The 18,632-nt window shown below is 64.6% G+C and carries 20 protein-coding genes; 10 read left to right on the plus strand and 10 right to left on the minus strand.

All coding sequences use genetic code 11. From position 1 onward, the window contains the following. Positions 1-176 precede the first annotated feature (176 nt). Complete coding sequence (locus tag ACZ41T_RS09850) at positions 177-440, minus strand: hypothetical protein (protein ID WP_464921222.1); 264 nt, start codon at positions 438-440, stop codon at positions 177-179. 263 nt (positions 441-703) lie between these two features. Between ACZ41T_RS09850 and ACZ41T_RS09855 the strand changes: the two genes are divergently transcribed. Further along, a protein-coding gene (locus tag ACZ41T_RS09855) for an IS3 family transposase (protein WP_464921223.1) occupies positions 704-1,809 on the plus strand; the annotation gives its coding sequence in 2 pieces (ribosomal slippage) (positions 704-962 and positions 962-1,809; 1,107 coding nt in all). Positions 1,810-2,180: 371 nt separating this feature from the next. Here the strand turns inward: ACZ41T_RS09855 and ACZ41T_RS09860 are convergent. Together ACZ41T_RS09860 and ACZ41T_RS09865 are read right to left on the minus strand one after the other, a co-directional pair. Further along, a complete protein-coding gene (locus tag ACZ41T_RS09860; RefSeq protein WP_464921224.1) occupies positions 2,181-2,813 on the minus strand; it encodes a response regulator in 633 nt (210 codons plus the stop codon). Positions 2,814-2,945: 132 nt separating this feature from the next. Then, positions 2,946-3,095 (minus strand): hypothetical protein, encoded by a 150-nt coding sequence (locus tag ACZ41T_RS09865; RefSeq protein WP_464921225.1) that lies wholly within the window; start codon positions 3,093-3,095, stop codon positions 2,946-2,948. A gap of 23 nt (positions 3,096-3,118) precedes the next feature. Here ACZ41T_RS09865 and ACZ41T_RS09870 point away from each other — a divergent pair, with 23 nt between their 5' ends. Continuing rightward, positions 3,119-4,177 (plus strand): AI-2E family transporter, encoded by a 1,059-nt coding sequence (locus ACZ41T_RS09870; RefSeq protein ID WP_464921226.1) that lies wholly within the window; start codon positions 3,119-3,121, stop codon positions 4,175-4,177. Next, complete coding sequence (locus ACZ41T_RS09875; protein WP_464921227.1) at positions 4,177-4,716, plus strand: glycine cleavage system transcriptional repressor; 540 nt, start codon at positions 4,177-4,179, stop codon at positions 4,714-4,716. Before ACZ41T_RS09870 ends, ACZ41T_RS09875 begins: the two co-directional genes overlap by 1 nt. A 24-nt stretch (positions 4,717-4,740) precedes the next feature. Here the strand turns inward: ACZ41T_RS09875 and ACZ41T_RS09880 are convergent, their stop codons facing one another. Then, complete coding sequence (locus ACZ41T_RS09880) at positions 4,741-5,703, minus strand: hypothetical protein (protein WP_464921228.1); 963 nt, start codon at positions 5,701-5,703, stop codon at positions 4,741-4,743. A 38-nt stretch (positions 5,704-5,741) separates the two neighbouring features. After that, positions 5,742-6,362, minus strand: coding sequence for a DUF502 domain-containing protein (locus tag ACZ41T_RS09885; protein ID WP_464921229.1), 621 nt, complete (start codon positions 6,360-6,362; stop codon positions 5,742-5,744). A gap of 106 nt (positions 6,363-6,468) precedes the next feature. Between ACZ41T_RS09885 and ACZ41T_RS09890 the strand changes: the two genes are divergently transcribed. The 3 genes from ACZ41T_RS09890 to ACZ41T_RS09900 all read left to right on the plus strand — a co-directional run bounded on the left by ACZ41T_RS09890 (position 6,469) and on the right by ACZ41T_RS09900 (position 8,795). Then, the gene (locus tag ACZ41T_RS09890; RefSeq protein WP_464921230.1) at positions 6,469-7,050 is read left to right on the plus strand and encodes a Tll0287-like domain-containing protein; all 582 of its coding nucleotides are present in this window, start codon (positions 6,469-6,471) and stop codon (positions 7,048-7,050) included. Between the two features lie 94 nt (positions 7,051-7,144). Next, positions 7,145-8,512: an EAL and HDOD domain-containing protein gene (locus ACZ41T_RS09895; protein WP_464921231.1), complete on the plus strand. Its 1,368-nt coding sequence runs from the start codon at positions 7,145-7,147 to the stop codon at positions 8,510-8,512. Positions 8,513-8,516: 4 nt separating this feature from the next. Further along, complete coding sequence (locus ACZ41T_RS09900) at positions 8,517-8,795, plus strand: GIY-YIG nuclease family protein (RefSeq protein WP_464921232.1); 279 nt, start codon at positions 8,517-8,519, stop codon at positions 8,793-8,795. Between the two features lie 14 nt (positions 8,796-8,809). On the opposite strand, the gene rssA is transcribed toward ACZ41T_RS09900, so the two are convergent. After that, the gene (gene rssA, locus ACZ41T_RS09905; RefSeq protein ID WP_464921233.1) at positions 8,810-9,748 is read right to left on the minus strand and encodes a patatin-like phospholipase RssA; all 939 of its coding nucleotides are present in this window, start codon (positions 9,746-9,748) and stop codon (positions 8,810-8,812) included. A gap of 8 nt (positions 9,749-9,756) precedes the next feature. After that, entirely contained in the window at positions 9,757-11,562 is a 1,806-nt protein-coding gene (locus ACZ41T_RS09910) for an adenosylcobalamin-dependent ribonucleoside-diphosphate reductase (protein WP_464921234.1), read from the minus strand. 68 nt (positions 11,563-11,630) lie between these two features. Here ACZ41T_RS09910 and ACZ41T_RS09915 point away from each other — a divergent pair, with 68 nt between their 5' ends. The 4 genes from ACZ41T_RS09915 (at position 11,631) to ACZ41T_RS09930 (ending at position 16,129) form a co-directional block, all read left to right on the plus strand. Then, positions 11,631-12,617: a serine/threonine protein kinase gene (locus tag ACZ41T_RS09915; protein ID WP_464921235.1), complete on the plus strand. Its 987-nt coding sequence runs from the start codon at positions 11,631-11,633 to the stop codon at positions 12,615-12,617. Positions 12,618-12,717: 100 nt separating this feature from the next. Further along, the gene (locus ACZ41T_RS09920; protein WP_464921236.1) at positions 12,718-14,484 is read left to right on the plus strand and encodes an N-acetylglutaminylglutamine amidotransferase; all 1,767 of its coding nucleotides are present in this window, start codon (positions 12,718-12,720) and stop codon (positions 14,482-14,484) included. Continuing rightward, positions 14,477-15,727, plus strand: coding sequence for a lytic murein transglycosylase (locus ACZ41T_RS09925; protein WP_464921237.1), 1,251 nt, complete (start codon positions 14,477-14,479; stop codon positions 15,725-15,727). Before ACZ41T_RS09920 ends, ACZ41T_RS09925 begins: the two co-directional genes overlap by 8 nt. A gap of 54 nt (positions 15,728-15,781) precedes the next feature. Then, positions 15,782-16,129, plus strand: a complete 348-nt coding sequence (locus ACZ41T_RS09930; protein WP_464921238.1) for a hypothetical protein — start codon at positions 15,782-15,784, stop codon at positions 16,127-16,129. Position 16,130: 1 nt separating this feature from the next. Here the strand turns inward: ACZ41T_RS09930 and ACZ41T_RS09935 are convergent, their stop codons facing one another. The 3 genes from ACZ41T_RS09935 to ACZ41T_RS09945 all read right to left on the minus strand — a co-directional run bounded on the left by ACZ41T_RS09935 (position 16,131) and on the right by ACZ41T_RS09945 (position 18,627). Further along, positions 16,131-16,799, minus strand: coding sequence for a c-type cytochrome (locus ACZ41T_RS09935; protein ID WP_464921239.1), 669 nt, complete (start codon positions 16,797-16,799; stop codon positions 16,131-16,133). Positions 16,800-16,885: 86 nt separating this feature from the next. Continuing rightward, positions 16,886-17,785 (minus strand): DMT family transporter, encoded by a 900-nt coding sequence (locus ACZ41T_RS09940; protein WP_464921240.1) that lies wholly within the window; start codon positions 17,783-17,785, stop codon positions 16,886-16,888. A gap of 209 nt (positions 17,786-17,994) precedes the next feature. Next, positions 17,995-18,627: a HEAT repeat domain-containing protein gene (locus ACZ41T_RS09945; protein ID WP_464921241.1), complete on the minus strand. Its 633-nt coding sequence runs from the start codon at positions 18,625-18,627 to the stop codon at positions 17,995-17,997. Positions 18,628-18,632: the final 5 nt, after the last annotated feature.

An 18,632-nucleotide genomic window follows, 5' to 3' on the forward strand; every position in this document is an offset into this window, starting at 1 on the left:
CCATCATGAAAATCATGATCGTCGAAGACGAGCCCAAGACGGGTGATTACTGACCCTAAGGCATAAAACCGCCAAGAAATAACCATAAACCTGCCAATCGGGCATGCCCGAGCGCTCTTAGGTGGTCATGCGGCCTGCAGACCCATGAATAGTCTTTCCAATGTGGGAAAGCTTGGTCAGGTGGCCGTGTCGAGCAGTCTCTTGCGGCGCTTTTCTGGCACAGCCTTTTTGGTGGACTTGCTGTCTTCGTCATCCGACTCGTCGTTGGCATCTTTGTCGTCCCACTTCAACCACGCTTCGATCTCGGGCCTCAGTTGGCCGAACTTCGTGTACAGCGTGTCGCCGTGCTTGGCGTAAATTTCGCTGCACAGTGCTTCATCACCCGTGGCAAAACGCAGTGTTTCAATGGCGCTGCGCTTGAGTTGGCTCTCGACGCGCAACGGACGTTCAACCGTGATTTTCCAGTAACTGAAATCGGCGTTGTCGAGCCACTTGCTTCCGAAGTCGCCTTGGTGGTATCGGCATTAGCGGGTAGCTGGTCGAGGTAGTGCTTCAGGATGCGTGCACGTCTGCATCGGCCAGCTCGCAGTTTTTCTTACTCAGATTGCGGCGCATCGGATGAAACCACTGGGTGGCCGACGTCCCCCCAGTTTGAGTAGCACGTAGCTTTAGAGTCCAATCCCACTGACGAAGGAGATTGGACATGAAGAAGCGTTTCACGGAAGAGCGGATCATTGGATTCCTGCGGGAGGCGGAAGCGGGCCTGCCGATCAAGGAGCTGTGTCGCCGGCACGGTTTCTCTGAAGCCAGCTACTACCTCTGGCGCAGCAAGTTCGGCGGCATGAACGTGTCTGACGCCAAGCGCCTGAAGGAACTGGAGACCGAAAACACCCGCCTGAAGAAGCTGCTTGCCGAAGCGATGCTGGAGAACGAGGTCACGCGTGAGGCGCTCCGAAAAAAGTGGTGAAGGCACCGGCACGCCGCGAACTGGTGCGCCACCTGGCAGGCCACGGATTGAGCGAACGGCATGCCCTGCGCGTCGTCGGCATGAGTGCCAGTGCCTATCGCTACCAACCCGCGCCAGACCAAAACCAGGACCTGCGCGATCGAATCGTGGCACTGGCGCATCGGCATCGCCGCTATGGCGCTGGCATGATCTACCTGAAATTGCGCCAGGCCGGGATGCCGGTGAATCACAAGCGTGTCGAACGGCTCTATGCCGAAGCGGGCCTCCAGGTACGGCGTCGCCGGCGCAAAAAGGTGCCGGTGGCGGATCGACAGCCGTTGGGACGCCCCCTGTCCGCCAACCAGGTCTGGTCGATGGATTTCGTGTTCGATCGGACGGCCGAAGGACGCGTCATCAAGTGCCTGACGGTCGTGGACGACGCCACGCACGAAGCCGTGGCCGTCGTGCCCGAGCGTGCCATTGGTGGCCACGCGCTGACGCGCATTCTGGACCGGCTGGCCCTGGAGCGTGGATTGCCGCAGGCGATCCGCACCGACAACGGCAAGGAATTCTGTGGCCGAGTAATGCTGACGTGGGCGCAAGCGCGCAGTGTGAGGTTGTTTCTGATCGAGCCCGGCAAGCCAAACCAGAACGCTTACATCGAGTCGTTCAACGGTCGCCTGCGCGACGAATGCCTGAACGAGCACTGGTTCGTCAGCTTGGCCCACGCCCGTGCGGTGATCGAGGCATGGCGGCGCGAGTACAACGAGGAGAGGCCGAAGAAATCGCTGGGTGGCCTGACACCGTCGGCCTACGCCAAGAAACTGGCCGACAAATCGGCTACATTAACCCCCGGACTCTAAAGCCGAGTGCTACTGAAAACCGGGGGGACGTCGGCCGATGAGCCGAGGTCCACGACCAACTGGCGAACGGCGGCTTCACCTCAGATAGCTGACCTTCATGGTGCAGATGGCCGAACGGCCCTTCGGGGTCGAAAGCTCCCATTCAATATCTTTAAAAATGGTCATTGCCGAGCGACCGTTAGCCGCAGGCGTCGATTGGCACACAAGCCGAGGAACGGAAGTTTCGAAATTCTATTTTGGAGTCCGCACCGGGCGGATTCGAGCCCGTCCAGCACTGTGCTGACCCGGACTGCCGGGCCTGGCAGAAACTTGATTAAAACAGGACAGAAACCCCTACGGCCGGCCAGCCAGCCCGGGAAATAGGTGGCGGCTCAGTGCCGCTTATGGTCTTCCTTCAGCGCCAGGGTGGCGACCTGGACGCGGTTGCGCAGGTTGAGCTTTTCCATGATGTTGCGCAGGTGATTGCGCACAGTGTTTTCCGACAGGGTCATCTTGTAGGCGATGGCCTTGTTGGAGTGGCCTTCTTTCACGTGGTTGACGATTTCCATTTCGCGCGCGGTCAGTGCCGATAGCGCGCTGTTGTTGAGTTCGCCGCGCGCCATCTTCTGCATGATGTTGAGCGGGAAGCTGCTCTGGCCGTCGCATACGCTGCGGATGGCGGCGAGTACCTGGTCGGGCTCGCTGGACTTGACGACATAGCCGTCGACACCGGACGAGATCGCTTCGGAGATCTCCTCGTCGGAGTCGGCAATGGTGAGCATGATGACCTTGATGCCGAGGTCGCGCAGGTCGGAGACGAGGTCGAGGCCGTCGGTGTCGGGCAGCGAACGGTCGAGCAGCGCGGCATCGGCGCGGTTGCCCGCCGCCAGCCAGGCGCGCAGCTCGGCGGCGTTGGCCAGCTGCGCGGTGAGCGTCAGATCCGGCTCCTGCTGGATGTAGCCCGCCACGCCCATGCGCAGCAGGGGATGATCGTCGATGAGAATGATGTTCAAGGGGGTTGGCATTGGGTCTCCGTTGAAGGTGAAGCGACACGCTATTATGCGGGCAGCCCGCGCGGCGGGCGCGGTGCTTTTTCGAATGCCATATGATAAGCCGGAATGGGCAGCCGCTTCAGCAATCGGTTGGCAGGGCACCGATCAGCGCGTTTGTGCTGCGTTGAGGATCGCCGCCACGTCGGGGTGGCGCGACTCGAACGGCCGGGTGTCCCCGGGCGCGGTCGGCAGGCTGCCGGCGGGCAGCAGCGTCCGCAGGGATTTCCGGAAAGCAGTACCAAGTCGGGACGCCATACCGGAATATCGTATCGTCCCCCTTGCTCCGCGCCCGCTTTGTTGGCATCGTGGCGGCCATGACCATCGCCACGCTCGTCCCCGCCACCCGTTATCAGATTGCTGCCTGGCTGATGACGGCCAGTGGCTTGCTGCTTGTCCTTTACCTGCGGCTGTTGCCGGCCCTGCTTGCCGGCCTGCTGGTGGTGCAGCTTGTCCACCTGTTGGCGCCGCGGTTCGTCATCGGCAAGCTCGACCATACCTGGTCCAAGGTGCTGGTGGTGTCCTTGATCACCCTCATCGTGCTGGGTGCGTTGGGCGGCGTTACCGCGGGCGCCATCCTCTATCTGCGCACCGAGGGCGGCCTTGCCGGCCTGCTCACCAAGATGGCCGAGGTTATCGAAAATTCGCGCGAATTGCTGCCGCCGTGGGCCCGAGAATGGCTGCCGCAGGGCGACGAATCGGTGATTCGCGCCGGCCTGGTCGAATGGCTGCGCATCCATGCGCAGGACCTGCGCAAACTGGGTGGTGACGCCGGCCGCGTGCTGTTGCTGATCCTGGTCGGCTTCATCATCGGCAGCTTTGTCGCGCTGCGCGAAGCCTCGCCGTACCAAATGATGGCGCCGCTGGCGCAAGCCCTGTGCGAACGCGTCCACCGTCTGGCCGAAGCGTTCCGCCGCGTGGTATTCGCGCAGATGTGGATCTCCGCGCTCAATGCCCTGCTGACCTGGACCTATCTTGTCCTGATCCTGCCAGCGTTCGGCGTCGAGCTGCCTTTCGTCAAGACCATGGTGCTGGTCACATTTGTCGTCGGTCTGCTGCCGGTGCTGGGTAATCTCATTTCCAACACCATCGTCGTCATCATTTCGCTGTCGCATTCGCTCTACGTTGCCGCCGGCTCGCTTGCCTTCCTGGTCATCATCCACAAGCTCGAATATTTCGTGAATGCCCGTATCATTGGCGGTCAGATCAAGGCGCGCGCGTGGGAGTTGCTCATCGCCATGCTGGTAATGGAGGCGGCTTTCGGCGTGCCGGGCGTGATCGCCGCACCCGTGTTCTACGCGTATATCAAAAAAGAACTGTCCGATAGGGAATTAATTTAATGGCAAGCGACACCGAATCCCTCGTCATCACCGCCAGCGGTGAAGACAAAATTGGCCTGGTGGAAGGCTTTACCCGTCGCATCAGCGAATCCGCCTGCAACATCGAGGAATCGCGTATGGCCGCGCTTGGCGGGCGCTTTGCCCTGCTGATGCGCGTGTCCGGCAGCTGGGACGCACTGGCCAAGCTGGAAGCCCGCCTGCCGGCAGTGGGCGAGGAACTCGGCCTGGCACTCACCCAGCAGCGCACCCGCCCCACTCGCCCGGAAAAGCCATTGATCCCGTATACCGTCGAAGTCGCCGCGCTCGACCAGCCCGGCATCGTCAACAGCCTTGCCAATTTCTTTGCGCGCCTGCACATCAACATCGAGGCGCTCGACACCGAGACCTATCCTGCGCCGCACACCGGCGCGCCGATGTTTGCCGTGCACATGACGCTCGGCATTCCCGCCGATGCCCACATCGCCACCCTGCGCGGCGATTTTCTCGATTATTGCGACGACCAGAATCTCGATGCGACCTTCGAGCCGGTGCGGATGTGATCCGGCGGAACTTTGGCCGGCCGATCACTCATCCGCGCTCACGCTGAGCTCGATGTAGCACATCGGCATCACCTCGTCCTGTTTGTCCATGCGCGGCTGGCTGCGCAGCAGCGCTGCCTCCACCCGTGCCGCCTGCAGTGCCGGGCGATCGATGATGGCGGGATACAGCCGGCAGTGCTTTTCGACCAGCTCGGCCTGCTGGCAGGCGCAGGCCTCGAGCGCGCTGCGGGTGGCGGGGTCGAGCTGCGGCAACAGCAGCAGCCATGGCGCCTGCCAGGTGTGATAGTCGCGCACCAGCCGGGCGTGCGCCGCATCCATACCGGCGGTGGCGATGAACAGCGGCGGGAAGGCTTCGGCGTCGAGCACGCGCCCGCGTAATTCGTCGCCCCCCTTGAGCGTGTGCAGCCCCAGCCCGTCGCCGTCGTCGGAACGGCGAAACCATTGTGCCACGCCGCTGGCGAGGCTGTTTACATAACGCGTCAGAGTCACTCCGGCGGGCTCGGCCGGATCGGCGGCCGCGCTACGGAATTGTTCCTGCGCGGCCATGCCGGCGCGCCAGTCGAGCGGCGGCCGGGTGTCGGTTTCGCTGTCGGCGCGTACGCTGTGCAGCAGCGCCAGCGGCTGGTCGTTGCGGTCGAGCAGCCAGAGCTCGAATGGGTCGCGGAACCTGAATGGCACGTCGCGATGCACACGAAGCAAGTGCTCGTACACCACTGCGCCCATCTCCTCCAGTCGCCGGAAATCGTCGGACGGATACAGCGGCCCGCGCTTGAGTCCCTTTTCCGCCGACCAGTGGCCGTAGCGGATGTCGGAGATCTGTGCGCGTTTGCCGGCGCGTCCGAGGCCGTCGAGCAGCGCGTCGTTGGCCACATAGATATCCCATTCGATGCCGTCGGTCGTCACCGCTTCGGCCGATGCGAAACGAATCGTATGCACCACCCCGCGAAACGGGTTGAGCAGGCGCTGAGCGAAGCATTCGATCTGCATGGGAACTGAACGCTACTTCCGCGGTTGGCGCGACCGGATCATGGCTGCCGGCGATCGGGCGCAGCGGCCGGGGCAGCCGAGCTCATCCAGGCGAACAGCGCCGAGCGCATCGCTTCTTCCACCGACATGTCGATCGGCTGCACCCAATCGCGCGGCACGAAAACCGTGTAGCCGCCGATCATGTAACCCATCGGCAGATAAACCGCCACGCGGTCGCCCTGCAGAAAGCCGGCGGGCAGGTCGCCGACGTTTTGACGCGTGACCAGTCCCACCAGTTCGAGCGGCTGCCCCGGCAGCCTGAGCGCCACCACCGTCTGCTGCGTGGTCCGGTTGCGTTGGGGTGAAAAATAGTCGGCAAAGCTCTTGAACGAAGAATAAATGCTTTTCACCACCGGCAGATTGGTGAAGGGCAGTTCCACCAGCGACAGCAGCTTGCCCATGCCGCGCTGCGACATCAGCATACCGAGCAGGATGATGCCGGCAATACCCAGCAGCAGGCCCATACCCGGCACGTAAAGCCTGCCGATGAATGGCCGGATTAGTTGCATCGCCACTGATTCGCTCCAGCTCAGGAAGACATAGAGCAGGTAGACCGTCAGCCCGAGCGGCAGGGCGGTGATCAGGCCGCGAAAAAAATACTGGGAAAGGTTCTTGGTCAATTTTGGACCCCGCGACTGTGTTTGGAAATGTTTCATGCTGTATCGTTAGCATAACAGCGACGCGTTGCTAGAATTATCGTTCCTTATCCCTATCCGGAGAACTCCCATGAAAGCGCCTGCTTTGATTGCCCTTGCCCTGCCCGTCATGCTTGCCGCGTGCGCCAGTGGCCCCAGTGCCGAAGAACAGGCCGCCATGGCGGCCGATGCGCGCAAGGCCAGCGGTGCGCTGATCCAGAAACTCGGCGGTGAGCTGAAAACCGCGATCAAGGAACAAGGCCCGGCGGGTGCGATCAACGTATGCAAGGAACGCGCACCGCAGATTGCCGCCGACATGTCGAAGCAGTTCAACTTTGATGTCAAGCGCGTCAGCCCGAAAAACCGCAATCCCGCCGGCATACCCGACGCATGGGAAGCCGAAGCCCAGGCCGGGCTGGAAAAGCGCCTGGCCGCCGGCGAAAAGCCGGAAACGCTCGACACCTGGCAGATCGTGTCCACGTCGGGCGGCAAACAGTTCCGTTACGCCAAGGCGCTGCCGGTGCAGCCCATGTGCCTGACCTGTCACGGCGGCCCGGCTGATATCCCCGAAGGCGTGAAGGAACGGCTCGCTGCCGAATATCCGCTGGACAAGGCCACCGGCTATGCGCCCGGCATGGTGCGCGGCATCGTCTCGATCAAGCGTTCACTGTAAGTCATGTAAAACATTCTGCAGGAAGGCTTCAGTCTCGCGCAGCGCTGCCGATTACGCTACAGATACGCCCGGGTTTGTCGTGGAGGAATGAAGCGTGCTGAATCGTCTTGTCGGAATGTTGTCGGGTAATAACAAGGAGGCCGCCGCGCCGCCTCGCACGGCTGCGGCTGCGGCAGAACCGGTAGCCAAACCGCCCGCCAAACCGGTCGCCAAGCCGGTCGCCAAGCCGGCCTCGGTGATGCGTCGCGAGGCCATGCTGGGCCGCGACCAGAAAGTGGCCGCCTATACTTTTATGCTGCGCCGCGCGCTGGACGACCAGAGCGATTCGAACCTGCCCGATGTGCAGCGTCTCTACGACGAGGCCCTGCTCGGCAACCTTGAGCGTATGGATATCGCACGCCTGCTGGGCCAGCGGCTGGCATTCGTGCCGATTGCGCCGGCCAGCCTGGATCTTCCGCTAATCGATAGCTGGCCCGCTACCGGTACGGTGCTGCTCCTGAATGTCGTCGCCCAGCCCCCGGCCGACCAACCTATGCTGGCCCGCCTGGGTGAGCTGAAGTCGCGTGGTTTCAGCTTTGCCGTCCATGCCGACGAGGTGGCGCGGCCCGAATGGCATGCGCTGCTGCAGCATGCGGATTATGTGCTGGTGGACGTCAACAGCGAGGACATTCCCGCCATTACCGCGCAAATCTCAGCCGTGTCCAAGGTGGCCACAGGCAAGCGCTTTGTCGCGACCGGCGTGCAAACGCTGGAAGCGTTCCACATGTGTCATAAGCTGCAGTTTGCGCTGTTCATGGGACCCTTCATCACCCGCCGCGAAACCCTCGACAATCCCACCATGGGGCCGTCGCGCGCCAAGGTGCTGGACCTGATGAACCGGGTGCGCAGCGGGGCCGAGCAGCCGGAGCTGGCGGCGCAGTTCCGCCACGACCCGACACTGTCGGTGCGTCTGCTGCGTTATGTCAATTCCCCCGGCATGGGCCTGACGAACAAGATCGGCGGTATCGAGCAGGCCCTGATGGTGATGGGACAGGACAAGCTGTATCGCTGGCTGACGCTGATCCTGTTTACCGGCGGCAAGGCCCAGGAACTCGACCAGGCTGTGCTGGAAAATGCCCTGGTGCGCGGCCGCGTGGCCGAGCAACTGGCCGGGCGTGCGCTGTTCGCCAAGGCGCGCGACGAAATTTTCGTCGCCGGGCTGTTTTCGCTGCTCGATGTTGTGATGGGGATGCCGATGGAACAGGTGCTGAAGCAGATCAGCCTGCCCGCCGAAATCACCGAGGCCATTACCGCGCAGCGCGGACCCTACGCGCCCTACCTGGCGCTGGCGATTGCCTGCGAGCAGGACGACCAGAGCAGCATCGAGGCTCTGGCCAAACAGATCGGGCGCGAGGTGGACGACATCAACGCCGTGCACATGGATGCGCTGCTGTGGGCGCAACAATTGTCTGTCGACGTCTGATCTGATGGCGACCGACGGCGCCAGCGCCGCAGCATGGTGTGTCTACATGCTGCGCTGCGCCGACGGCTCGCTTTACACCGGTATCACCACCGATATCGTTCGCCGTATCGCGCAACACAACGGCGACGGCTCGCTGGGCGCCCGCTACACCCGAACCCGCCGTCCAGTGCAACTAATCCATGCCGAAGCCGCAGTCAGCCGCGCGGAAGCCACGCGGCGCGAGGCGGCGATCAAGCGGCTGGATCGCGCGCGCAAGCTGGCACTTTGCGGCTGCGCGTCATGATTTTTCTTTCCGTTTCAGTCTGAATCATCCAGATGCGCCTGTAGCTGCGGCATGACGGCCTCGGCGGCATGTCGGCCAGCATCGATGGCGACGCCGGCGCGGTGAAACTCCATCAATCCCAGATCCGCGAGTCGCGGCGCCATCGTTACGTCGGGCGGATCGCCTGCGAGCCGGCTACGCGTGATCAGCACCTGCATGATGTTGATGCTGCTCGCCACCACATCGAGCATGGCGGGAATTTTGGGTCCCGCCTCGTAGTTGATGCCGAGTTGCGACATGCCTGTCTCGATGCGCATCCTCACCGCGTCGGCCAGGGTTTCGGGCTCGGCGGCGGCACGCTTGCGCGGCATTTTGGCAGGTTTGGGCTTGAGGTTACGGCTCAGCCGGTCGGTGTTCAGGTCGACCGCGATGACAAGGTCCGCCCCCATCGCGCGGCACAGCGACACCGGCACCGGATTGACCAGGCCGCCGTCGACCAGCCAGCTGCCACCGAGCTGTACCGGGGTGAACAGCCCGGGCAGCGCGATCGAGGCCCGCACCGCGTCGGTCACCGGGCCCTCGCGCAGCCATACTTCGCGGCCGCGCTGCAGATCGGTGGCGACGGCGCCGAATGGACGCGCCAGTTCGCGGATGTCGCGATCGACAAAATGGCTGCGGAAAAACCCGATCAGCTTCTCGCCCTTGATCAGCCCGCCGCTGAGCGAAAAATCGAGGAAGCTCACCACGGTCTGCAGGTGCAGGCTGCGCACCCAGGCTTCCAGTGGGTCGAGTTCGCCCCCCACATAGGCGGCGCCCACCAGGGCGCCGATCGAGGTGCCGCAGACGATGTCCGGCTCGATGCCGGCGTCCTGCAGGGCGCGGATCACGCCGATGTGCGCCCAGCCGCGTGCCGAGCCGCCGCCGAGGGCGAGGCCGATGCGGGTTTTACTGAGATGGGCGGGGGGTGGTTTCATTTAGCGGCCTAATCGGCCTCGCGTTCCAGACCGCAGCAGTGTACCTGTTCGCCTTCCGGCGACTGGCTGAGAATGGCGCCGGTGACCGGATTGGGACGGAAAACGGTGCAGCCCTTGAGGCCGAGCGCATGCGCCTGCCGGTAAAGCGCCTCGAAGCGTTCGAACGGATAGTCGGCGGCGACATTGATGGTCTTGGAAATGGCGTTGTCGACGAACGGCTGCAGCGCGGCCTGCATCTGCAGGTGGGCCAGCGGATCGATCTGCCGTGCCTCGGCCAGGGTCGGCGGCGTGCCGTTTCCACCCTGTTGCCGCCACAGGTGGCAGGCGTGGTCGACCACGCGATGGGTGCGGTAGCTGCCGTCCGTTCCCAGCACGCGGCGTTCGGCCTCGGCGGCGAAGACCGGCTCGATGCCGCTGGAAAGATTGTTCGCCAGCAGGCTGATGGTGCCGGCCGGAGCGATGGCCAGAAGATGGCTGTTGCGGATGCCATGCGCGGCGATGGCGTCGCGAATGTCTTCCGGCAGCCGGGAGGCGAAGCCGCTTGCCAGGAAGGCTTCACGCGCGAACCCGGGAAATGGGCCTTTCTCGCGGGCGAGCTCGACGGACGCGCGATAGGCCGCGTCGCGCAGGGTCTGCATCGTGCGTGTGGCCAGCGCGCGCGCGGCCTCGCTGTCGTAGTCGAGGCCGAGCAGCACCAGCGCGTCGGCCAGTCCGGTGATGCCGAGCCCGAGGCGCCGCGTGCGGTGCGCCTGTTTGGCCTGCGCCGGCAGCGGATAGCGCGAGATGTCGACGACGTTGTCGAGAAAGCGCACCGCGAGTCGCGCCGCGTCGGCCAGCGCATCCAGATCGAGGCGGGCGTCGGCAGCGAAAGGCGCGGCCACGAAGGCAACCAGGTTGAGCGAGCCGAGGTCGCAGGCGCCGTAGGGCGGCAGGGGAATTTCGCCGCAGGGGTTGGTGGCGCTGATCATTTCGCGGTCGTGCAGGTTGTTCTCGCGATTGATCCGGTCGACGAACAGCACCCCCGGTTCGGCGGTGTCGTAGGCCGCGCGCAGGATGCGCTGCCACAGCTCGCGTGCCTTCACCGTGCGCAGCACGCGGCAGGGCGCCGGCGCGGCGCTGCCGGTCCAGCGGCGCTGCAGCAAGGGGCCGTCGGCCGGCTCGCCTTCGTGCACGGGGAAAATCAGCGGCCAGTCGCGGTTGCCCGCCACCGCCGCCATGAAATCGTCGCTGACCAGCACCGACAGGTTGAAATGCCGCAGCGCCGCGGCATCGCGCTTGGCGTCGACGAAGATTTCGATATCGGGGTGGTCGCAGCGCAGCGTCGCCATCATCGCGCCGCGCCGCGCGCCGGTTGACAGCATGGTGGCGCACATGGCATCCCAGATGCGCATGAAGGACACCGGGCCGGAGGCGATGCTGCCGGTCGTCTGCGCCGTCATGCCGGCCGGGCGCAGGGTGGAAAAGTCGTAACCCACGCCGCCGCCCTGCTGCATGGTGAGCGCGCCTTCCTTCAGCGCCTCGAAAATGCTGACCAGGTCGTCGCCGATCTCGCCCATGACGAAGCAGTTGAACAGCGTCACCCGGTGCCCGGTGCCGGCACCGGCGAGAATGCGCCCGCCGGGTAGAAAGCGGAACCCGTCGAGCAGGCGGTAAAAGCGTCCGGCCCACTGCTCGCGTTCCCGGTTTTCTGCCGCCGCAATCGCCTGCGCCACCCGCTGCCAGCTGGCGCCGATGTCGGCCTCGCCCGGCGCGCGGTAGCGGGTCTCCCAGATATGACGGGAGATTTCCATCCCGAAGGGGTCGGCTGACGTCATGGCGCGGCGATAGGGCCAGGGAGATGAGGCATTATTCGTTTATAGCCTTTTACGGTCACCCTGTTTTTATGATGAACCCGTCCCACCCCTATTCCGCGCTGACGCCCGACTGCGCGCTCGATGCGCTCGACGCGACAGGCCTCAAGGCCGACGGCCGCCTGCTGGCGCTGAACAGTTACGAAAACCGTGTCTACCAGATGGGGGTGGAGGATGCGGCAGCGCAGGTGGTGGTCAAGTTCTACCGCCCCGAACGCTGGCGCGACGCCGCCATCCTCGAAGAACACGCGTTCACCGCCGAGCTGGCCGCGCGCGAGATCCCGGTCGTCGCCCCGCTGGAGCTCAATGGCGCCACCCTCCACACCCACGCCGGTTTCCGCTTCGCCGTCTACCCCAAGCAGGGCGGGCGCATGCCCGAGTTCGAGCGCGCCGACACCCTGCGCCGGATGGGGCGCTTTCTCGGCCGCATCCATGCGGTGGGCGCACAGGCGAATTTTGCGCATCGCCCGACGCTTGATATCGAGACCTTCGGCACCGCCTCGCGCGACTTCCTGCGCGACGGCAATTGGCTGCCGCCCGATCTGGTCGCCGCGTGGGACAGCGTGGTCGAGTATGCGCTCGCCGGCGTCGCGCATTGCTACGAACGCGCCGGCACGGTGCGCGCCATCCGCCTGCACGGCGACTGCCACGCCGGTAACGTGCTGTGGACCGACGCCGGCCCGCATTTCGTCGACTTCGACGACAGCCGCATGGGGCCCGCGGTGCAGGACTTGTGGATGCTGCTGTCGGGCGAGCGCGACGAGCAGCAGGCACAGATGAACGAGATCCTGACCGGCTACGAGGACTTCGCCGAATTCGACCCGCGCGAACTGCATCTGGTCGAGGCGCTCAGAACCCTGAGGCTGATCCACTACGCCGCCTGGCTCGCCCGCCGCTGGGACGACCCGGCTTTCCCCGCTGCGTTTCCGTGGTTCAATACGCAGCAGTACTGGCAGGCGCGTATTCTCGAACTGCGCGAGCAGATCGCGTTGATGGACGAGCCGCCGCTGGCGGCTTGAAACAAAATATTTATCTGCGAAGAACGCGAAGGAACGCGAAGAAAATTCTGCAGATTCCCTTCGCGTTCCTTCGCGTTCTTCGCAGATAACAGGGGTAAATATGTGCGGCATAGCAGGTGAATTCCGATTCGACAATAAGGCGCCCGATGCGGTGGTGATGGTGCGGATGCTGGCGAAGCTGGCGCGGCGCGGGCCCGATGCCGAGGGCCAGCATGCCGACGGGCCGGTGCGGCTGGGCCACCGGCGGCTGGCGATCATCGATCTGTCGGAGCACTCGAAGCAGCCGATGCTCGACGCCGCCAGCGGCACTGCGCTGGTGTTCAACGGCACCATTTACAACTACCCGGAACTGCGCGCCGAGCTGATCGGGCGCGGCCATGTTTTCCATTCCGACGGCGACACCGAAGTCATCCTGCGCGCGTATCTGCAGTGGGGCGAGGCCTGCGTCGAGCGTCTGCACGGCATGTTCGCGTTCGCAATCTGGAACCGCGAAACGCTGTTTCTGGCGCGCGATCGCCTCGGCATCAAGCCTTTGTATTACAGCGAAAACCTCGGCTGTTTCCGCTTCGCCTCGACGCCGCAGGCGCTGCAGGCGGCGGGCGGGGTCGACACCAGTATTGACGCAGTGGCGCTGCATCACCTGTTCACCCTGCATGCGGTGGTACCGGCGCCGCGCACGATTTTCAACGGCGTGCGCAAGCTCGCGCCCGGTACCACCGTGACCGTGAATGCGCGCGGCGAGTTGAGCCACAAAAAATACTGGTCACTCAAGGCGCAGCGCCCGGCGGTGGCGAAGACCGATGCCGAGTGGACCGAGGCGATTCACGAAAGCCTCAGGCAGGCGGTGAAGAAACGTATCGAGATTGCCGACGTCAAGGTCGGCGTGCTGCTCTCCGGCGGGCTCGATTCGAGCCTTCTGGTGGCGCTGCTGGCCGAGCAGGGCGCGCCCGACCTGATGACGTTTTCGGTCGGTTTCGAGGACCAGCCGGAAGAGCGCGGCAACGAGTTCGAGTACTCCGATCCGGTGGCGGCGATGTATGGCACGCGCCACCACAAGTACCTGATCCCCAATGCCGAGGTGCTGCGCCGCCTGCCCGAGGCGGTGGATCAAATGTCCGAGCCGATGTTCGCGCAGGACGCGGTGGCGTTCTACCTGCTGGCCGAACAGGTCGGCAAGACCGTCAAGGTGGTGCAGAGCGGGCAGGGTGCCGACGAGGTATTCGGCGGTTATTTCTGGTATCCGCAGATGGCGGCGGATACCTCGGGCAGCCCGCTGGCGCGCTTTCGCCGCCACTATTTCGACCGCGACCATGACGAGTTTCTCGAGATGGCCATGCCGGCATATCACGGCTCCGACTACACGGCGGAAATGATTGCGGGTCATCTGGCGGAACCTTTTGCCGACGAATTCATCGATCAGGTGTTGCGCATGGACACGACCATGCTGATTACCGACGATCCGGTGAAGCGGGTCGACAACATGACGATGGCGTGGGGGCTGGAAGCGCGCGTGCCTTTCCTCGACCACCAGCTGGTCGAACTGGCGGCGTCGATGCCGCCCGAACTGAAGCTGGCATCCGGCGGCAAGCATGTGCTGAAATGCATCGCGCGCGGGCGGGTGCCGGACGCTGTGATCGACCGCAAGAAAGGTTATTTCCCGGTGCCCGCACTCAAATTCGTACGCGGAGAATTTTTGAACTTCATGCAGGACATTTTGAATTCACAGGCCTGCCGCGAGCGCGGCCTGTATCACCGTGCCTACGTCAATAAACTGCTGGATGCCCCGGAGCAGCACCACACCCGCATCCAGGGCAGCAAGCTGTGGCATCTGGCGCTACTGGAATACTGGCTGCAAAAACATGCTTAAAGTTTTCTTCCTGCTGGCGCTGCTGGCGACGTTTCCCGCTCACGCCCAGACCGGCTTCGACGACTGGCTCGCCGCCTTCCGCCGGGAGGCGGCGGCGCAGGGCATTTCCGCCGCTACCCTCGACGCCGCGCTGACCGGCATCAAGCCGGTCGAACGCGTGGTCGAGCTCGACCGCCGCCAGCCCGAATTCCTGCAGACGTTTTCCGATTACCTGAGGGCGCGCGTCACCGCGAGCCGGGTCGCGCGCGGCCAGGAATTGATGGCCGAACACGCCGCGCTGCTCGATGCGGCGGAACGGCAGCACGGGGTTCCGAAAGCCGTGCTGGTATCGTTCTGGGGACTGGAAACCAATTACGGCGCCACTCTCGGCAGCCACAACATCCCGGCCAGCCTTGCCACGCTCGCCTATGACGGTCGCCGCAGCGCGTTCTTCCGCAGCCAGCTGCTCGACGCGTTGCGCATCATCGACGCCGGGCACGTCAGCGCGGCCGGCATGAATGGCTCGTGGGCCGGCGCGATGGGGCACATGCAGTTCATGCCGTCGACCTTTCGCGCCTATGCAGTCGACGGCGACGGCGATGGCCGCATCGACCTGTGGCAATCGCTGCCCGACGCCCTCTACTCGGGCGCGAACTATCTCAAGCGCGCCGGCTGGCGCACAGGCGAGCCGGTGGCCATCGAGGTGCGGCCGCCACCAGGCTTCGACTGGCGGCGCGCGAGCATCGCCAACCGTCTGCCGGTGGCGCAATGGACGGCGCTCGGCGTCAAGGCGGTGGGCGGCGGCCCGTTGCCGGGCGTGGCCGGGCGTGCGGCCATCGTGGTGCCGCAGGGCTGGCAGGGTCCGGTCTTCATGGTGTTCGACAATTTCGACGTGGTGATGCGCTGGAACCGCTCGGTCAATTATGCGCTGGCGGTGGCGCAGCTGGCGCAACAGGTGGCGGGCGGCGACGGTCTGACCGTGCAGACGGGCGAAGCGGGTGCGCTGAGCACGGCGCAACTGCAAGCGCTGCAGCAGGCATTGAACGACTTGGGATTCGATGCCGGCGAGGCGGACGGCCTGCTCGGTCCGCGCACGCAAACTGCCATCCGGCAATATCAGTTCATGCACCGTCTGCCGGTCGACGGCTACCCCGCGCCGAGCCTGCTGGCGCACGTCGAGCAAACCCATGCCGCCGCAGCGGCAGCGGGCAGACTGGCGCCGGCCCCCACCTTTGCCGATCCGGCCACGGATGCAGGAGAATGACGTGAGCGGCGCGCGTAACGGATTGCGCCGGCAACATGATGTCCGGTGGACATCATGAGCCTGCAATGCTGGAAATGCGGCGCCAGCCTGGCTGGCATGCTGCTGCCGCTGTCGCGCCGCGAGACCTGTCCCAGTTGTCGAGCCGACCTGCACGTGTGCAAGCTGTGCCGCCACTATGACGCGCACCGCGCCGGCCAGTGCCGCGAAATGGCGGCCGAACGCGTCGCCGACAAGACGCGCGTCAACGATTGCGGCTGGTTCGTGCCGCGTCCGGAAGCCTATAAGGGCGGCGGCGCGGCGATGGCGCAGACCAGCCGCGGCGCGCTCGATGCGCTGTTTGGCGGGACGCCGGCCAGGGTCGACGCGCCGCAGACGCCGGACGACCTGTTCAAGAAGCCCTGATTCAGGGTTGCAGCGCGGCCAGGTAGGCTGCCAGGTTGCGGATGTCTGCATCCTTGAGGTTGCGGGTATACGCGGCCATCCGCGGATCGATGCGCTCGCCGTTGCCGCTGCGGTAACGTTTTAGCGAGCCCTCCAGATAGGCCTCCTGCTGTCCGGCCAGCCGCGGAATCATGTGGTTGCCGTAGCCGCTGGCGCCGTGGCAGCTGACGCACAGCTTGTCGTACAGACGCTTGCCCGCGGCGCTGTGCGCGGCGGCAGGCTTGTGGGCAAGCGGCTGCTGCGACAGGAACAGCGCGATCGCGATCCGCTCGTCGGGGGTCAGGGCCTTGATCATCCCCTCCATGAAGGCCGACGACTTGCGTTGTCCCTGCACGAACTTGTTCATCTGTTCCAGCAGATAAGCCGCATTCTGGCTCGCCAGATTGGGCACCTCGGGCAGCACACTGTTGCCGCCGGCGCCATGGCAATGCCGACAGACCGACGCGTCCCTCTGCCCGCGCTGGATCGCGGCGGACAATCTGGCCGGATCCTGGCTGATCTGGGTCAGCTTCTCGTGCAGCGCCTCGGGGGTGGGTGGAGCAGGCTTGTCCGTGTTGCGGTTCGGAGTCGCGGCAGCGAATGCGGTCACGAACAGCAGGCTGGTCATGCAGGAAAACTTGATCAAGGACATGGAGCACCTTTCAATGTTATTTTCGGATAATGATATCAACAAATAATACGTTGGTGTGCACCGGCCAGTCCCAGGCATGCCGGCAATCACGTGTCCGGGCTCGTCCGCGGTCCGTTCAACTGCCGCAGCGCCGGCCATTCGTACAGCAGCAGCCCCGCGCCGATCAGCGCGATGCCGGCCCAGCCGCTGGCCGGGATGAATTCGGCGTTCAGCGTCTGGCCCAGCAGCAGCGCGGAAACGGGCGTGACCAGCATGATCAGCGCGACGCGCCCGGCATCCAGATGTTTGATCACGTAGTAATACAGCGTGAAGCCCACCACCGACCCCAGCACCCCCAGGTAGACGATGGCGGTGCCGGCGCGCAGCGTGGTGTCGGGCGGCAACTGCGCGGAGTCGGCGATCAGCCAGGCCAGCACGAACAGCGGCGTCGCCACGCCGAGCGAGCCGGCGGTGATGGCGAGCGCCGAGGCGCGCACATTCAGGCGCTTGATCCACACCAGCCCCAGCGCCTGCATGGCCATCCCGATCACCACGGCCGCAGTGCCGAGTGTGGCCTGGCTGTCGCCCGGCCACGGCTGGCCGAAGATAATCCACAGGCCGCTCAGCGCCAGCCCGAGACCCGCCAGGCGAAGCGGCGTAAGCGTGCGCTCACTCAGCCACAGCGCGGCGAACACGCCGGTGACCAGCGGCGACAGCCCGAAGATCACCGAAATCAGCCCCGACGGAATATGCAGCGCCCCCCAGTAAGTGAGCAGCATGGAGACGAAAATCGACAGGCCGTTGATGGCGTAAAGGCGTTTTGCGGCCGGGGTAAACGGAAGCATCGTGCGGGTGGCGAAGAGCAGCAGCATGCAGATCGCCAGCCCGATAAGCATCCGCGCCATCACCGCGAAGCTGAAACTCGCCCCCTGCGCGCTCCATTGAATGGCGAGCGGCGTGGTCGACCAGATGAGGATGACGCCGAGATAAGCGGCCGGGACGGACATGGCGTGGGCGTTTGCTAATACGTTTTGAAGTCGGGCGTGATGGTTATTGCGCCGGATGGGACGTGCGGTGCTTCGCTTATGGCATCTGCTTATATCATCACGCTCATGAATAAGATGCAGCTTGGGCTGTAAAGCCCGACCTTGCGGATCCCCGCACAATGTACTGGAGTTCGATGTTGGGCTTCATTTCATTCAGCTTAACCTGCGCGCTAACCTGAAATGGCTTGCAGGCTCTCCGCTGCGATTTCGCGCACGTCGGCATCCTCGTCGTTGATGCGCGCCTCCAGCCACGGCCGCGCCGCGGCGTCCGCGGTCAGCCCCAGATAATGGCAGGCATCCGCCCGCACCCGCGCGTCGGCGTGCTGCGACAGTTCGCCCAGGCGCGGCAGCAGCGCGCGCAGGGTATCGCTGCCGGCGAAATTTTCCAGCAGCACGCCGGCGCCCAGCCGCACGTTGAGGCTCGCCTCGACATTGCCGACGATGGGCAGAACCGCTGCCAGCAGGGTGGGGTCGGCTTCGACCAGCGCCTGCGCGCGGGGCAGCTGGCCTTCCTTCAGCAGCGCATGAAACCAGTCGGCCAGGCCCGCCTCGCTGTCGGCCTTGGCTGCCCACTCGGCGAGTTCGGCCTTGCCGTGCACCCCGGTGAGTTCGATGCGGCCGATGCGCAGCCACGGCACCGAGCGCACCCCGAGCGCCTGACCGACTTCGGGGCGCTGCTCCAGGTTGACCGCCTCCAGGCGGCCGATCATGCCCTGTTTCACCAGATCGGCGAGTGCCGCCAGCATCGCCGGGCAGTGCGGGCAGTGGGTGGAAATCAGCAGCAGGGCGTCGGGGGCGGGCATGGGCG

It is taken from the genome of Thiobacillus thiophilus (assembly GCF_055378705.1).

What these genes read in the sequence shown, in the direction of transcription:
- ACZ41T_RS09860 (WP_464921224.1), bottom strand. Translation starts at nt 2,813, where the DNA reads ATGCCAACCCCCTTGAACATCATTCTCATCGACGATCATCCCCTGCTG.
- ACZ41T_RS09865 (WP_464921225.1), bottom strand. Translation starts at nt 3,095, where the DNA reads ATGGCGTCCCGACTTGGTACTGCTTTCCGGAAATCCCTGCGGACGCTG.
- ACZ41T_RS09875 (WP_464921227.1), top strand. Translation starts at nt 4,177, where the DNA reads ATGGCAAGCGACACCGAATCCCTCGTCATCACCGCCAGCGGTGAAGAC.
- ACZ41T_RS09880 (WP_464921228.1), bottom strand. Translation starts at nt 5,703, where the DNA reads ATGCAGATCGAATGCTTCGCTCAGCGCCTGCTCAACCCGTTTCGCGGG.
- ACZ41T_RS09890 (WP_464921230.1), top strand. Translation starts at nt 6,469, where the DNA reads ATGAAAGCGCCTGCTTTGATTGCCCTTGCCCTGCCCGTCATGCTTGCC.
- ACZ41T_RS09900 (WP_464921232.1), top strand. Translation starts at nt 8,517, where the DNA reads ATGGCGACCGACGGCGCCAGCGCCGCAGCATGGTGTGTCTACATGCTG.
- rssA (WP_464921233.1), bottom strand. Translation starts at nt 9,748, where the DNA reads ATGAAACCACCCCCCGCCCATCTCAGTAAAACCCGCATCGGCCTCGCC.
- ACZ41T_RS09910 (WP_464921234.1), bottom strand. Translation starts at nt 11,562, where the DNA reads ATGACGTCAGCCGACCCCTTCGGGATGGAAATCTCCCGTCATATCTGG.
- ACZ41T_RS09915 (WP_464921235.1), top strand. Translation starts at nt 11,631, where the DNA reads ATGATGAACCCGTCCCACCCCTATTCCGCGCTGACGCCCGACTGCGCG.
- ACZ41T_RS09920 (WP_464921236.1), top strand. Translation starts at nt 12,718, where the DNA reads ATGTGCGGCATAGCAGGTGAATTCCGATTCGACAATAAGGCGCCCGAT.
- ACZ41T_RS09925 (WP_464921237.1), top strand. Translation starts at nt 14,477, where the DNA reads ATGCTTAAAGTTTTCTTCCTGCTGGCGCTGCTGGCGACGTTTCCCGCT.
- ACZ41T_RS09930 (WP_464921238.1), top strand. Translation starts at nt 15,782, where the DNA reads ATGAGCCTGCAATGCTGGAAATGCGGCGCCAGCCTGGCTGGCATGCTG.
- ACZ41T_RS09935 (WP_464921239.1), bottom strand. Translation starts at nt 16,799, where the DNA reads ATGTCCTTGATCAAGTTTTCCTGCATGACCAGCCTGCTGTTCGTGACC.
- ACZ41T_RS09940 (WP_464921240.1), bottom strand. Translation starts at nt 17,785, where the DNA reads ATGTCCGTCCCGGCCGCTTATCTCGGCGTCATCCTCATCTGGTCGACC.
- ACZ41T_RS09945 (WP_464921241.1), bottom strand. Translation starts at nt 18,627, where the DNA reads ATGCCCGCCCCCGACGCCCTGCTGCTGATTTCCACCCACTGCCCGCAC.